Source organism: Actinomadura rubteroloni (genome assembly GCF_002911665.1).
In the GTDB taxonomy this organism is placed as follows: domain Bacteria; phylum Actinomycetota; class Actinomycetes; order Streptosporangiales; family Streptosporangiaceae; genus Spirillospora; species Spirillospora rubteroloni.
Genome location: NZ_MTBP01000002.1, coordinates 1,801,411 through 1,815,294, shown reverse-complemented (window position 1 = coordinate 1,815,294; position 13,884 = coordinate 1,801,411). Strand labels below are relative to the sequence as shown.

13 protein-coding genes are annotated in these 13,884 nt (G+C 71.5%); 5 read left to right on the top strand and 8 right to left on the bottom strand.

Features of this window, described 5'->3' with window-relative positions; translation table 11 throughout:
- The first annotated feature begins 110 nt into the window (after positions 1-110).
- Positions 111-1,484, top strand: coding sequence for a phospholipase D-like domain-containing protein (locus tag BTM25_RS19840; RefSeq protein ID WP_103564331.1), 1,374 nt, complete (start codon positions 111-113; stop codon positions 1,482-1,484).
- Positions 1,485-1,555: 71 nt separating this feature from the next.
- On the opposite strand, the gene BTM25_RS19835 is transcribed toward BTM25_RS19840, so the two are convergent.
- A complete protein-coding gene (locus BTM25_RS19835; protein WP_103564330.1) occupies positions 1,556-2,203 on the bottom strand; it encodes a TetR/AcrR family transcriptional regulator in 648 nt (215 codons plus the stop codon).
- Between the two features lie 263 nt (positions 2,204-2,466).
- Between BTM25_RS19835 and BTM25_RS19830 the strand changes: the two genes are divergently transcribed.
- Positions 2,467-4,047 carry a succinic semialdehyde dehydrogenase gene (locus BTM25_RS19830; RefSeq protein WP_103564329.1) on the top strand — a complete coding sequence of 527 codons (1,581 nt, stop codon included), beginning with the start codon at positions 2,467-2,469 and terminating at the stop codon, positions 4,045-4,047.
- Positions 4,048-4,052: 5 nt separating this feature from the next.
- Positions 4,053-5,798, top strand: a complete 1,746-nt coding sequence (locus BTM25_RS19825; protein WP_103564328.1) for an FAD-dependent oxidoreductase — start codon at positions 4,053-4,055, stop codon at positions 5,796-5,798.
- 57 nt (positions 5,799-5,855) lie between these two features.
- Here BTM25_RS19825 and BTM25_RS19820 read toward each other — a convergent pair whose 3' ends face one another.
- Entirely contained in the window at positions 5,856-6,755 is a 900-nt protein-coding gene (locus BTM25_RS19820) for a zinc metalloprotease (RefSeq protein ID WP_235828497.1), read from the bottom strand.
- A gap of 201 nt (positions 6,756-6,956) precedes the next feature.
- Between BTM25_RS19820 and guaA the strand changes: the two genes are divergently transcribed.
- Positions 6,957-8,528, top strand: a complete 1,572-nt coding sequence (gene guaA, locus BTM25_RS19815) for a glutamine-hydrolyzing GMP synthase (protein ID WP_103564327.1) — start codon at positions 6,957-6,959, stop codon at positions 8,526-8,528.
- Between the two features lie 3 nt (positions 8,529-8,531).
- On the opposite strand, the gene BTM25_RS19810 is transcribed toward guaA, so the two are convergent.
- From BTM25_RS19810 to BTM25_RS19785, 5 genes are all read right to left on the bottom strand, one after another.
- Entirely contained in the window at positions 8,532-9,659 is a 1,128-nt protein-coding gene (locus BTM25_RS19810; RefSeq protein WP_103564326.1) for a glycosyltransferase family 4 protein, read from the bottom strand.
- Complete coding sequence (locus BTM25_RS19805; RefSeq protein ID WP_103564325.1) at positions 9,656-10,159, bottom strand: hypothetical protein; 504 nt, start codon at positions 10,157-10,159, stop codon at positions 9,656-9,658. Before BTM25_RS19805 ends, BTM25_RS19810 begins: the two co-directional genes overlap by 4 nt.
- A 129-nt stretch (positions 10,160-10,288) precedes the next feature.
- Positions 10,289-10,831: a carboxymuconolactone decarboxylase family protein gene (locus BTM25_RS19800; protein WP_103564324.1), complete on the bottom strand. Its 543-nt coding sequence runs from the start codon at positions 10,829-10,831 to the stop codon at positions 10,289-10,291.
- Positions 10,832-10,905: 74 nt separating this feature from the next.
- Entirely contained in the window at positions 10,906-11,460 is a 555-nt protein-coding gene (locus tag BTM25_RS19795; RefSeq protein ID WP_103564323.1) for a peroxiredoxin, read from the bottom strand.
- A 606-nt stretch (positions 11,461-12,066) separates the two neighbouring features.
- Entirely contained in the window at positions 12,067-12,876 is an 810-nt protein-coding gene (locus tag BTM25_RS19785; RefSeq protein ID WP_205648158.1) for a MerR family transcriptional regulator, read from the bottom strand.
- A gap of 108 nt (positions 12,877-12,984) precedes the next feature.
- Here BTM25_RS19785 and BTM25_RS19780 point away from each other — a divergent pair, with 108 nt between their 5' ends.
- Positions 12,985-13,308: a nuclear transport factor 2 family protein gene (locus tag BTM25_RS19780; RefSeq protein ID WP_103564322.1), complete on the top strand. Its 324-nt coding sequence runs from the start codon at positions 12,985-12,987 to the stop codon at positions 13,306-13,308.
- A 135-nt stretch (positions 13,309-13,443) separates the two neighbouring features.
- Here BTM25_RS19780 and BTM25_RS19775 read toward each other — a convergent pair whose 3' ends face one another.
- The gene (locus BTM25_RS19775) at positions 13,444-13,743 is read right to left on the bottom strand and encodes a LysR substrate-binding domain-containing protein (RefSeq protein WP_103564321.1); all 300 of its coding nucleotides are present in this window, start codon (positions 13,741-13,743) and stop codon (positions 13,444-13,446) included.
- Positions 13,744-13,884 lie beyond the last annotated feature (141 nt).

Genomic DNA, 13,884 nt, shown 5'->3' with positions numbered 1-13,884 from the left:
ATGGACTCGTGTGAAATATGTGACCGGAACTGTCTTGCGGCGCTCTCGGTGGTAACGTCCGTCTCCTTGTCGGGGGACGAGACGTACTGAACTGAGCGAAGGGGTCGCGCGTGCGGGGGTTGTCCATCGTCGCCGGAGGACTGCTGGCCGGAGCCGGGCTGATCGTGCTGGAGCTGGCCGCCGCGGGCGGCGCTTCGGCGGCCGTCCCGGCGAAGCCGAGGCCGATGTCGCTGAAGCCCGCGACGACGCCGTGGGCCGTCAAGCGCACGTACGTCCCCCAGGGGCCGCTGTTCAACAACCCGACCGGGAACACCGACCAGGCCGGGTCGCTCGACCTCTACCTCAAGCGGCTGATCCGGAACACGCCGAAGGGCGCCGAGATCGACGTCGCGCTGTTCCGGCTCCAGACGACGGGCATGGCGAACGCGCTGGTCGACGCGCGCAAGCGCGGGGTGAACGTCCGGATCGTCCTGGACAACGACAGCCTCAGCAAGCGGCCGGAGAACTACGCGCTGCTGAAGAAGAACCTCGGCACGGACATGTCCAAGGCGTCCTGGATCACGGTGTGCCCGAAGAACGAGGGCTGCATCGCGCGGACGTCGTCGTCCGGCCAGTGGGCGAAGAACCACAACAAGTTCTACGTCTTCTCGAAGACGTACGACTCGAAGAACGTCGTGGTGCAGACGTCCGGGAATGCCACGGGCGGCATGTACAACCAGTTCAACGACGCTTACACGATGACCGATACGGCGCTGCACAACGCCTACCGGACGTACTTCTACGACCTGTCCCGCAAGAAGGCCGACCCGAACTACTGGCGGACGATCAAGTCGGGGTCCCGGTCGGTGAGCTTCTACCCCAAGTCGTCCCAGCCGGACCCGATCGTCGCGACGCTCCAGATGGTCACCTGCACGCCGGGGACGAAGATCGGGCTGTCCAGCGGCCTGTTCACCCGCAAGGGCGTCGCGGACCAGCTCGCGTGGATGGACGCGCAGGGCTGCGACGTCCGGATCGCCAGCGGCAGCCTCGGCGAGGACGTCGAGCAGGTCCTCAGCAGGAGCAGGGCGAAGGTGCGGTTCTTCCGCGCCAGCAGCTCGCACCCGGCGCACTCCAAGTACCTGCTGATCGACGGGACCTACGGCGGGCGGCAGCGCAAGCTCGTCCTGACGGGCAGCCACAGCTACACCTACGACGCGCTGCGGCGCAACGACGAGGCCGTCCTGACGCTGGACGACGCCAAGACCTACGCCGCCTACGCCGCGAACTTCGACAAGGTGTTCAAGTCGGCGGACGGTGAGCTGGCGGTCGGCAAGCTCGTCCAGCCGCAGATCGTCCCGAACGGCACGCTGGACGACGACAACCCGGTGCCGTCCGTCGGCATCCGGTCGGTGACGCCGCCGGAGGAGCGCCCGGTGCCCGAGGCGACGCTGCCGCCGCTCACCGAGCAGCCCGACGACGGCCCCACCGCCCTCCCCACCCGCTGACGGGCCGGTCCGGGCGCGAGAACTCCCGCGCTCGGCCACGGCCTCACCGCCCGGCGCTCTCCGGGCCGACGTCAGAGGAGGCGGACGGCGCGGTCGTACAGGTCGGCGGGGACGCGGTCGGGGTCCATGAGGTGCTGGAACGCCAGGCCGATGTCCAGCGCGACGGCGAGCGCGGCGCGGGCGGCGGCGTCGCCCGCCGGGCCGTCGCCGGGCAGGCCCTCGGCGAGGCGGGTGCGGTGCTCGGCCCACCAGTCGGCCACGCGCCAGCCCGCCGCGTAGTCGCGCATCCCGTACAGCCAGAACTCCACGAGCAGCAGCGCGAGCAGGCGTCCGTCGGCGCAGCCGTCGTCGCAGTGGTGCGCGTCCTCGGCGAGCCGCGCGCACAGCGGCAGGGCGTCCCGCAGGACGGTCGCGGACGCGTCGGTACACCGTTCCATCAGCGCGAGCACGAGATCGGTCTTGCCGGTGAAGTTGGAGTACACCGCGCCCTTGGTCAGGCCCGCCGCCGCCGCGATGTCGTCCAGGGACGCGCCGTGGATGCCGCGCTCGGCCCACAGCCGTCCGGCCGCCGCGAGCAGCGCCGTGCGGGTCTCCTCGCGGCGGTCGCGGCGGGCGGCGCCGGGACGGCCGGCCGCGCGGGGCGCCCGGCCCCGTCCGCGGGCGCTCGGCGCGGCGGCGCGCGAGCGGCCGTTCGGACGGCCGTTCGGGGCGTCGATCATGCTGGGGTCCCTCCCTGTCGGCCGCCGGTGCTCCGGCCGGACGGGCGGGCGGGGGACGTCCGGCGGCGCGGCGCGGCGGCGGCGCCTGGCTCTGCTCCGTCCCCGGCTTACACCCTGACCGGTGAGTCAAGCGGAGGGTTGCCCAACTCGGTCATGCTGGAACGTTCCGCAACTGTCGGCACGGAAAGAATCCGATAACTGACGGAAAGTAACTCGTTACCTGTGGGTAGCGTCCTATGGTCACCTGGTCATACTCTGCCTTCATGGCATCTTCGACGGGCCTCGCCAAAGGCGTGACAGAGCACAGGCTCCCCCAGAGCGTCGTCGAGCGGCTGGCCTCGCACGTCGCCTCCGGCGGTGCCGAGACCGTGACGATCCCCACCCCCTTCACCGGCGAGCCGCTGGCCACGGTGCCGGTCTCCAGCGCGGACGACGTCCGCCTCGCCTACGAGCGCGCCCGCAAGGCGCAGCGCGCCTGGGCGGAGCTGACGCCCGCGCAGCGCGCCAAGCCCTTCCTGCGCCTCGCCGACGCCATCGTGGACCGCCGCGAGGAGATCCTGGACGTCCTCCAGCTCGAAACGGGCAAGGCGCGCCGCCACGCCCTCGAAGAGTTCCTCGACGTCGCCCTCTGCTCGCTCTACTACGCCCGCCGCGCGCCGAAGCTGCTGAAGCCGCACCGCCGCCAGGGCATGGTCCCGGGTCTCACGCGCGTCCGGGAGCTGCGCCACCCGAAGGGCGTCGTCGGCCTGATCTCGCCGTGGAACTACCCGCTCGTGCTCGGCACCAGCGACATCGCGCCCGCGCTCATGGCGGGCAACGCGGTGATCCACAAGCCCGACACCCAGACGTGCCTGACGAGCCTGTGGGTCCTGGACCTGCTCGTCGAGCTGGGCCTGCCGCGCGACCTGTGGCAGATCGTCATCGGCGACCCCGCCGAGATCGGCGACCCGCTCATCGACAACGCCGACTACGTGTCGTTCACCGGCTCCACCCGGGGCGGCAAGGCGATCGCGGCCAAGGTCGCGCCGCGCCTGGTGAACTACTCGCTCGAACTCGGCGGCAAGAACCCGATGATCGTCCTCGCGGACGCCGACGTCGAGCGCACCGCCCGCGGAGCCCTGCGCGCCTGCTTCACCAACGCGGGCCAGCTCTGCATCTCGATCGAGCGGCTGTACGTCCACGAGGACATCTACGACCGGTTCGTCCCGCGCTTCGCCGAACTGGCCGGGAACATGAAGCTCGGCAGCGCGCTGGACTACTCCGCCGAGATGGGCTCGCTCACCTACCCGCGCCAGCTCGAAGCGGTCACCGCGCACGTCGCGCAGGCCGTCGAGGAGGGCGCGACCGTGCTGGCGGGCGGCAAGGCCCGGCCGGACATCGGGCCGCTGTTCTACGAGCCGACCGTCCTCGCCGACGTCACCGGCGCGATGGACCTGTGCGCGAACGAGACGTTCGGGCCGGTCGTCGCGGTCTACAAGTTCCGGGACGAGGACGAGGTCGTCGCCCGCGCCAACGACACCGAGTACGGCCTCAACGCGTCGGTCTGGACGAAGGACGTCGCGCACGGCCGCCGGCTCGCCGCGCGCCTCCAGGCCGGGACGGTCAACGTCAACGACGGCTACGGCGCCGCCTACGCGTCCTACGACGCGCCGATGGGCGGGTTCAAGCAGTCCGGCGTCGGACGGCGGCACGGGACGGAGGGCCTGCTGAAGTTCACCGAGGTCCAGACCGTCGCGAGCCAGCACTACATGGACCTGGAACCGCCGGGCTCGATGAGCTACGCGACGTTCGCCGGGCTGATGGCGCGCGGCGTGAAGCTCATGAAGACGCTGAGGATCAAGTAGGGCGCATGGATTTCGACGTTCTGGTCGTCGGCTCGGGGTTCGGCGGCAGCGTGACCGCGCTGCGGCTGACCGAGAAGGGCTACAAGGTCGGCGTGATCGAGGCGGGCCGCCGCTTCGACGCCGGCCCGGACGCGGCGCCCGGCGCCCGCCATCCCGGGCTGCCCGAGACCAACTGGCGGGTGGCCCGCTACATCTGGGCGCCCGCGCTCGGCCTCACCGGGATGCAGCGCATCCACCTGATCCGGGGGGCCAAGTCCAGCCGGGTCATGGTGCTGGCGGGGGCGGGCGTCGGCGGCGGGTCGCTGAACTACGCCAACACGCTGTACGTCCCGCCGGACCCGTTCTTCAAGGACCGGCAGTGGGCCCACATCACGGACTGGAAGGCCGAGCTGGCGCCGTACTACGACCAGGCGCGGCGGATGCTCGGGGTCGTCCAGAACCCGACGATCACGGCGGCGGACGAGGCCATGCGGAACGTCGCCGAGCGGATGGGCAAGGGCGACACATTCGTCCGGACCCCGGTCGGCGTCCACTTCGGCGCCGGGCCGGGCGTCGAGAGCGAGGACCCCTACTTCGGCGGCGCCGGGCCGCGCCGCCGCGGCTGCACCGAGTGCGGCGAGTGCATGGTCGGCTGCCGGCACGGCGCCAAGAACATGCTCACCGAGAACTACCTGTACCTGGCGGAACGGGCGGGCGCACGGATCATGCCGCTGAGCCGCGTCACGGCCGTCACGCCCCTGGACGGCGGCGGCTACCGGGTCGACATCGTCCGGACCGGCTCGTTCGGGCGCAACCGCAAGAGCTTCACCGCGCGGCACGTCGTGTTCGCGGCGGGCACCTACGGGACGCAGAAGCTCCTGCACAAGCTGCGCTCCACCGGGCTGCTGCCCCGGCTGTCGCCCCGGCTCGGCGAGCTGACCCGCACGAACTCCGAGGCCGTCCTCGGCGCGGGCCGCCGCAACGGCGTCCCCGGCCCGGACTACTCGCGCGGCGTCGCGATCACGTCGTCGTTCCACCCGACCGAGGACACGCACATCGAGCCCGTCCGGTACGGCAAGGGTTCCAACCTCATGGCGATGCTCCAGACGCTGCTGGTGGACGGCGATCGGCCCGGCGAGAAGCACCGGCCGCGCTGGGCGAAGTTCCTCGGGCAGGTCGCGCGCCGGCCCGGCGACCTGATCCAGCTCGTGGACGTCCGGACGTGGTCGGAGCGGACCGTCATCGCGCTCGTCATGCAGTCCCGCGACAACTCGATCACGCTGAAGCCCAAGCGCGGGCCGTTCGGCTGGGACGTCCGCTCGACGGCGGGCCACGGTGAGCCCAACCCGACCTGGATCCCGGCCGGCCACGACGCCGCGCGGCTGCTCGCCGAGGAGACCGGCGGCATGGCGGGCGGCGGCTGGGGCGACCTGTTCGACGTCCCGCTGACCGCGCACTTCCTCGGCGGCTGCCCGATCGGGGACTCGTCCGAGCGCGGCGTCATCGACCCCTACCACCGCGTCTACGGGCACGAGGGGCTGCACGTCGTGGACGGGTCGGCGGTGTCGGCGAACCTCGGCGTGAACCCGTCGCTGACGATCACCGCGCAGGCCGAGCGGGCGATGTCGCTGTGGCCGAACAAGGGCGAGGAGGACCCGCGTCCCGCGCTCGGTTCTCCGTACCGGCGGGTCGCGGCGGTCGCGCCGAAGAACCCGGCCGTCCCCGAGCAGGCGCCGGCCGCGCTGCGTCTGCCGATCGTCGAAATCTCCTGACGGCCGGAGGGCCCGGGACCCCCGGGCCGTCCGGTGCCCGTCAGCCGAACCGCACGGCTAACCCGCGCGGTAGGCGGCCCACACCTTGCGGATCCGCGCGCCCTGGCCCGCCGTGAACTCGTGCATGCACCCGTCGTAGGCGTAGTCCATGAAGTTGTGGATCGGGTCCGCGCCGTCGCCCGCGCACGTGTCCTTGCCGGACGGGCACCCGTTCGTCGCCTCGGCCTCCGGCGGCGTGTCGGCCACCCGGTCGCCCTGGGAACTGCACCCGTCCTGGAACGTGTGGTACAGCCCCAGCCAGTGCCCGGTCTCATGGACGGCGCTGTAACCCAGGTTGTAATGAGCCAGCGAGCCGCCCGGCAGCGTGCCCGGATGCACCAGGACGCCGTCCAGCTTGGGCTGGGACGCGTACTTCCACGGGAACGTGGAGAAGCCGAGCAGGTCCGTCCCGGTGTCGGCGGTGTAGAGGTTCAGCGTCCGCGCGCCGCCGACGTGCAGCTTCGGCTTGTACGCCTCCTCGTACTCCTGCGGGTCGGCGTACCACCGGGCGTTGTCGGACCGGGTGATCTTCTTCAGCGTGAACCGGACGCCGGTGTCCGCGCCGCCCTTGGCGCCCCCGTACGCGGCGTTCATCGCGGCGATCTGCCGCCGGACCGCCGCGTCCGACACGTTCCCGCGGCTCCCGGCGTGCAGGACGTGGAAGTAGACCGGGATCGTCGGCGCCGCGCGCCGCTCGCCGAGGCCGCGCGTGAGCCGTGTCAGCGCGCTCTCGACCGCCGCCGCCTGCGCCGCCGTCAACTCGTTGCGCTCCACGCCCGGTGGCGTCCCCGACCGCACGCGTAGTGCCGCGCCCGCGCAGCGCGACTCCGCCGCGGGTTCCTGGGCGCGGGGCGGGGCCGCGCCGGACGCGGCGAACGCGGCGGACAGGACGGCGGCGGCGACGGCGACGAGCTTCACGGGGCTCCTCTATTCAGGCAGGAGGGAAGACGGGACGGACACGCACTGTTGTCAACAGGTATCAGAGCGGAACCCCCGAGCGCTCGCATTCGGCGCGTCCCGTCGCGGCGCGTCAGGCTTGGGCGTCCGGGCGCGTTACCGCAGGCAGCGCCCTCTACACTGGGGTTTCCGCCGGATCCCGACCTGTTCCCGAAAGGCGTCTTGGTGGCCGTAGACCAGACCTTTGACACCGTTCTCGTCGTCGACTTCGGCGCGCAGTACGCCCAGCTCATCGCCCGGCGCGTCCGGGAATGCCAGGTGTTCAGCGAGATCGTCCCGTCCACGATGCCCGCCGCCGAGATGCTGGCGAAGCGGCCGAAGGCGATCATCCTGTCCGGCGGGCCCGCGTCGGTCTACGAGCCGGGCGCCCCGGCCGCCCCGGCGGGGCTGTTCGACCTCGGCGTCCCGACGCTCGGCATCTGCTACGGCCACCAGGTGATGGCGCAGGCGCTCGGCGGGACGGTCGCCGACTCCGACGTCGCCGAGTACGGCGGCGCGACCATCGCCGTCACCGACCCCGGCCTGCTGTTCGCGGGGACGCCCGGCGAGCAGGCCGTCTGGATGTCCCACCGCGACTTCGTCAGCGCCGCGCCGGCCGGGTTCACGGTCACCGCCCGCACCGACGTGACGCCGGTCGCGGGCATGGAGGACCGGGAGCGCGGGCTGTTCGGCGTCCAGTTCCACCCCGAGGTGCTGCACACCGAGCACGGCATGGAGGTGCTGCGCCGGTTCCTGTACGAAGGCGCGGGCTGCCGTCCGAACTGGACGATGGTAAACATCGTGGACGAGTCGGTCGCGGCCGTCCAGCAGCAGATCGGCACCAAGCGGGCGATCTGCGGCCTGTCGGGCGGCGTGGACTCGGCGGTCGCGGCGGCGCTCGTCCAGCGCGCCATCGGCGACCAGCTCACCTGCGTCTTCGTGGACCACGGGCTGCTGCGCAAGGGCGAGGCCGAGCAGGTCGAGAAGGACTTCGTCGCCGCGACGGGCGTGAACCTGCACGTCGTGGACGCGCAGGAACGCTTCCTCGGCGCCCTCGACGGCGTCACCGACCCCGAGACCAAGCGGAAGATCATCGGCCGCGAGTTCATCCGCGTGTTCGAGGAGGCCGCCCGCGAGATCGTGGGGGAGAACGCCGCCGAACCCGTCGAGTTCCTCGTCCAGGGAACGCTCTACCCCGACGTCGTGGAGTCCGGCGGCGGCACCGGCGCGGCCAACATCAAGTCGCACCACAACGTCGGCGGCCTGCCCGAGGACCTGCAGTTCCAGCTCGTCGAGCCGCTGCGGACCCTGTTCAAGGACGAGGTCCGAGCCGTCGGCGAGCAGCTCGGCCTGCCCGCCGAGATCGTCTGGCGGCAGCCGTTCCCCGGCCCCGGCCTCGGCATCCGCATCATCGGCGCGGTGACCCGCGAGCGGCTGGAGATCCTGCGCGACGCCGACGCCATCGCCCGCGAGGAACTGACCCGCGCCGGGCTCGACCGCGACGTCTGGCAGTTCCCGGTCGTCCTCCTCGCCGACGTCCGCTCGGTCGGCGTGCAGGGCGACGGACGCACCTACGGGCACCCCGTCGTCCTGCGCCCCGTGACCAGCGAGGACGCCATGACGGCCGACTGGGCCCGGCTGCCCTTCGACCTCCTGCAGCGCATCTCGACCCGCATCACCAACGAGGTCCGCGAGATCAACCGCGTCACCCTCGACGTCACCAGCAAGCCGCCGGGCACCATCGAGTGGGAGTGACGGTCAGCCCCCGGTGAGATCGGCGAACAGCCGCTCCCACTGGGGGAGGACCGAGTCCGGCCCGTAGGCCCGCGCGGTCTTCAACCCGGCCTCGCCGAGATCGCGGCGCAGGCCGTCGTCCTCGATGACGCGGTTCAGCCCGGCGGCGAGCGCGTCGACGTCCCGCGGCGGGACGAGCAGACCGTCGTGCTCGTCCGTCAGGATCTCGGCGGGACCCTCCGGGCAGTCGAACGACACGGTCGCGAGGCCGTGGCTCAGCGCCTCGATGAGCACCATGCCGAAGCCCTCGAAGCGAGAACTGAGCGCGAACACCGAGCCTTTCGCGAACCCCTTGTCCATCGCGTCGGTCTTGCCCATGAGGAAGACGTGGTTATAGAGGTGCCGCTTCTGGATCGCGCGCTTGAGCTTGTCCTTGTCGGGGCCGCCGCCGTAGATGCGCAGCCGCCAGTCCGGATGCTTCTCGGCCACCTGCTCGAACGCCGGGATCAGGAAGTCGAACCCCTTCTGGCGGCTGAGGCGTCCGGCGGCGACGACGGTCTTGGTGTCCGGGTCGGCGCGGGCGACGTCGAGCGTGTGCAGCGCGTTCGGGATGCGCTCGACGCGAAGCGCGGCGCCGAACGCCTCGCGGTAGGCGTTCTGGTCGCGTTCGGTCAGCGTGACGACGACGTCGAGCGCGCCGTACGCATCGAGGATCGCCTCCCGCACCGGCGGCCGGTGGATGCCGAGATTGAGGTGCTCCTGCGCGACGCGCACCGTGCTCTTCGGTGTGAACCGCGCGGACAGCAGGTTCAGCGCCGGACGCGTGGTGACGAGGATGCGGTCGCGGACCTGCGCGAACGCGGCGGCGACGGTGTCCTCCACCTCGGCGGTGAAGGCGGACGCCGCGGGCTCGGCCTCGGGGACGTACCGCCCCGGCGGGGCGTCGGGCGGATCGCCGGTGCCGCGCCGGTCCAGGAGGGTCACCATCCGCACGCGCGGATCGACGGGGAACTTCGGCTCGTCGCTGCCCTGGAGCACGCTGACGATCTCCACGTCGTGGCCCTCGCGGGCCATCGCGTTCGCCTGGCTGATGACCGTGCGGATCGTGCCGCCCATCCCGTACGCCCAGGTCAGCACATAGGTGATCTTCATCGGCCCGTCCTGGTGACGCGGACGGCCAGCGCGTCCCCGTCGGTGAAGTAGGGGCGGACCTTCGTGCCGCGGCCGGCCTGCTGGGTGGGGAACGCAACGATGCGCTTCTTGCCGGGCATGTCGTCCAGCCAGCGTCCGGCGCGCAGCCGCCGCCCGTCGGCGTGGACGAAGGACAGGTCCCAGTGCTCGACGGCGCCGCGGCGCGGTGGGACCAGCGCGCCGACGGGAATCTCGGCGGTGAACCGTCCGTCCTCCAGATGGGCCGGATGGGCGAGTACGCGCGGGGCGGCGCGCAATCTGTTGCGCAGGCGGCTGCGGACGCGCCCGGCGAGCGACGGCGCCCGGCGGCGTTCGCGGGCGCGGCTCTCCAGCGTCCAGCCGTCGTCCGGCGCGTCCGCGAGCCCGGCGACGTGCCCGACGAGGCGGATCACCCCGTCGCGCGGCCAGACCTCGACGACCTCGGCGTGCGGTTCGTCCGTGGTGGCGGGTGTGGTGTGCACGATCCCCCCGATCGCATGATTTCCCGAAAAATCCAACGCTTCGTTGCGTCGGCTTGTTTCCAGGGTCACAGTCGAAGACGTGCGAAGGCCCGGCCGGGGTTACCCCAGCCGGGCCTTTTGACCGTTTCGTCAGACAGTGGCGGGGGCCAGCGCGGCCTCGCCCTCCAGTGTGACGGCGGTGGCGTGGACGACCGCGGCGACCCGCAGCGCCTCCTGGATCCGCTCGCGCGACAGCCCGCCGTCGCGCAGCACCTTCTCGTGCGACTCCAGGCACCGGCCGCAGCCGTTCACGGCCGACACCGCCAGGCACCACAGCTCGAAGTCGATCTTGTCCACCCCGGGCTTGCCGATGATCGACATGCGCAGCTTCGCGGGCAGCGTCGCGTACGTCTCGTCGCCGATCAGGTGCGTCGACCGGTAGTAGATGTTGTTCATCGCCATGATCGACGCGGCGCCCTTGGCCGCCTCGAACGCCTCGGCGGACAGGTAGTCGCCCGCCTCCTCGGCCAGCTCGCGGATGACCTGGGCGTTGCGGCTGGCGAGGGCGGTCGCGAGGACCGTGCCCCAGAGCTGCTGGTCCGACAGGGCGGACGTGGAGGTCACCGAGCCGAGGTTCAGCTTGGTGTCCTTCGCGTAGCCGGGAAGGGCCGACTTCAGCGCGTCGACGCTCACTCTCTCGTCCTTTCGGCGGGACGGCCGGCCGCGCTCTCGCCACGGCCGGCCGCCGTCGGGTTGCTACGGGCGGATCAGACGCCGGCCATGAGCTTGGCGGCGTCGAGGGTGTCCTCGCCCTTGTTCCAGTTGCAGGGGCACAGCTCGTCGGACTGGAGCGCGTCGAGGACCCGCAGGACCTCGGTGACGTTCCGGCCGACGGACCCGGCCGTCACCATGACGAACTGGATCTCGTTGTCGGGGTCCACGATGAACGTGGCGCGCTGCGCGACGCCGTCCGGGGTGAGGATGCCGAGCGCGGACGCCAGCTCGCGGTTGAGGTCCGACAGCATCGGGAACGGCAGCTCGCGCAGGTCCGGGTGGTCCTTGCGCCACGCGAAGTGGACGAACTCGTTGTCCACCGACGCGCCGAGCACCTGGGCGTCGCGGTCGGCGAACTCCTCGTTGAGCCGGCCGAACTCCGCGATCTCCGTCGGACAGACGAACGTGAAGTCCTTGGGCCAGAAGAACACGACCCGCCACTTGCCCTGGTGGGACTTGTGGTTGAGGGTCTCGAACGCGTTGTCCGGGTCCAGCGAGACGCAGGCGGTCAGCTCGTACTCGGGGAACTGGTCACCGATCGTAAGCACGCAGACTCCTTTGGTTGCGAGTTGGACGTCGGCCCTGCGGCGCACGAGGCCGCGCGGGACACGGGATACCGCCGGTACCGGTGTGACGGACGGCGGCCGATGTCGCCAGAGTGCCGCACGGGCGTTGAAAAGAGAAATCAATCCACCCCATGCCGCCGATAGGCTTTCCCTATCAAGCGCCCGGATCCCCAGCCCGGCGCGGCCTCCGGGCGGACACCTACCCTCGACGCCCGGACAGTATGACCAACCTCACCCAGACGGCGGGCAGACACAGCGACCCCGGAGTGTAGCCGCAAACCGCCCCAAATAGCGCGCTCGGGCATGATCGACATTGACCGGGGATCACGGGTCGGTAAGGGCGAGAAGACCTTCGAGAGTGCGGGCGCGGTCGATCATGTCCTGGATCGCTTTGAGTGTTTCGTCGGACAAGCCACGGTCACAACCCGCGCCCGCAACCCTCGCGCGACCGGCGGCGGGCATATTCGCCCGGTGTTCGCTCGGCGTCACCGACACCGACCGGCACCCGGAACGGGACCGACCCGGACGGAACGGCATGCTCCGGCAGCGGACACGGGTGCCCGGGCTCGGCCGGCCTCGCCGTGTCGTCTACGCGGACGCGGGCAGCGGGCGGACGGGCCAGCCGATCTCGGTGCGCCACCGGGTGCTGTCGGCGGTGTCGCGGGGGCCGACGAGGTAGGTCTCGTGGACCGGGCCTGCGATTGCCAGGCCGTGCTCGACGACCCAGCGGCCGAGGCGGCCGTAGGTGATGTCGATTCCGGCGTGGGACCCACTGTGCGCGGTGACCGCGAGCGTGGTCTCGGGGAGGTGCAGGGGCGTGACCCGGCCGTGCGCGGGCGGGTCGCTGACGGGTAGGTACACGGTCAGTTCGCCGGTCTCGTCGGCGAACAGGGCGTTGTCGTAGAGCGCGCCGGGCGCCGCGTCGGCGCGCAGGCCCGAGGCGGCGAGCGCGCGGTCGAGTTCGGCCATCGCGGGCCCGTACCAGTCGAGGACCTCGGCCAGGGAGAGGCGGGCCGTGACGGCGGCGGCGGTGCGGGCGGCGACCGTGCGCCGCTCGACGGAGACCATGTCCGCGCGCTCGGTGAGCAGGCCGCGCAGCGCGGCGACCGACTCGCGCGTCTGCTCCAGCCGTTCCTCGAGTCGCGACAGATGCGTCGACAGCAGCGCGGTGCGGTGTTCCTCATCGCGGTCGGCGAGCAGGCCGGTGATCTCGCGGACCGGCATGTCCAGCTCGCGTAGTCGCCGGATCGTCTGGGCTATCGGTATCTGGCTCGGATGGTAGTAGCGGTATCCGGTCCACTCGTCGACGCGGAACGGCTCGAGCAGCCCGCCCTCGTGGTAGCGGCGCAGGGTCTTGACCGACAGGTGGGTCATGGCGGCGAACTCACCGATCGTCACCAACGTCGGCGTCGGGCGTTCTGGCTGCTCAGACGGTTCTTCGGCGGTGCGGTGATCCATAGGACGAGTCTTGACCTTCCCGCGGCGGGAGACTCCAGTGTGGCGTGCATGGACACACCCACCGAACTGATCGACGACTACTTCCACCGTGCCACGGACCCCGACCTCGAGCGGTACTTCGCGCAGTTCGCCGCCGGCGCGCTCGTCGAGGACGAGGGCGTGGAGCACCGGGGCATCGACGCGATACGCGGCTGGCGGCGCGGCGTGCCGCCGGTTCGCTACGAGGTGCTCGACGTCGTCACCGGCGAGGACGGGATCACCACCGCCCGCGCCGACATCAGCGGCGAGTTCCCGGGCAGCCCGGTCACGTTGACCTTCCGCTTCGCCTTCGACGTCGATCGGCGGATCGAGTCGCTCACCATCCGTTCCTGAGCGCGAAGTTCACGTCGGGATTCGCACCGGGTGCGGCTCGACGATGTGCCGAGATGTGCCGAGTGAACTGCCGGGCGAACGGATGCGGCTGCTCGCGACGGCGGACCGCGCGCAGCGTGGTGATCGGCGCGTCGGTCACGGACAGTGCTCGCACCGCCGGCCCCACCCGGGTGGTCGTGCGCTGAACGCGACGCGGTCGGCGAGTTCGTCGAGCGGCAGGTCCGGGCATCGCGCCTGGAACTCGGTGAGCGCACCGACCTCGGACAGCGTGACGGTCCGTGCGCGGGTCAGCGGGTGTTCGCGTCGGACCAGGGCCACGGTCGGCTCTTCGGCGATGGCGTCGGCCCGCAGGCCGGACAGGTCGTCGCTCATGCACCCGATGCCGATGTCGGCCAGGCCGGCACGAACGGTCGGCATCGGGTCGCGGCAGACCACGACCCGTACGGGATGACCCGCCCAGGAGTCCAGCGCCCGGGTGAGCAGGCCGCTGCGTCGGCGAACTCGGTGGTCAGCCGATGCCGGAGTGTCCGGTCCTCGGTGGCGAAAGCCCGGACGCGTCCGCGACCGCTCGACTGG

Coding starts and splice junctions, on each gene's coding strand:
- BTM25_RS19835 (WP_103564330.1), bottom strand. CDS start 2,203: ATGATCGACGCCCCGAACGGCCGTCCGAACGGCCGCTCGCGCGCCGCC.
- BTM25_RS19830 (WP_103564329.1), top strand. CDS start 2,467: ATGGCATCTTCGACGGGCCTCGCCAAAGGCGTGACAGAGCACAGGCTC.
- BTM25_RS19825 (WP_103564328.1), top strand. CDS start 4,053: ATGGATTTCGACGTTCTGGTCGTCGGCTCGGGGTTCGGCGGCAGCGTG.
- BTM25_RS19810 (WP_103564326.1), bottom strand. CDS start 9,659: ATGAAGATCACCTATGTGCTGACCTGGGCGTACGGGATGGGCGGCACG.
- BTM25_RS19780 (WP_103564322.1), top strand. CDS start 12,985: ATGGACACACCCACCGAACTGATCGACGACTACTTCCACCGTGCCACG.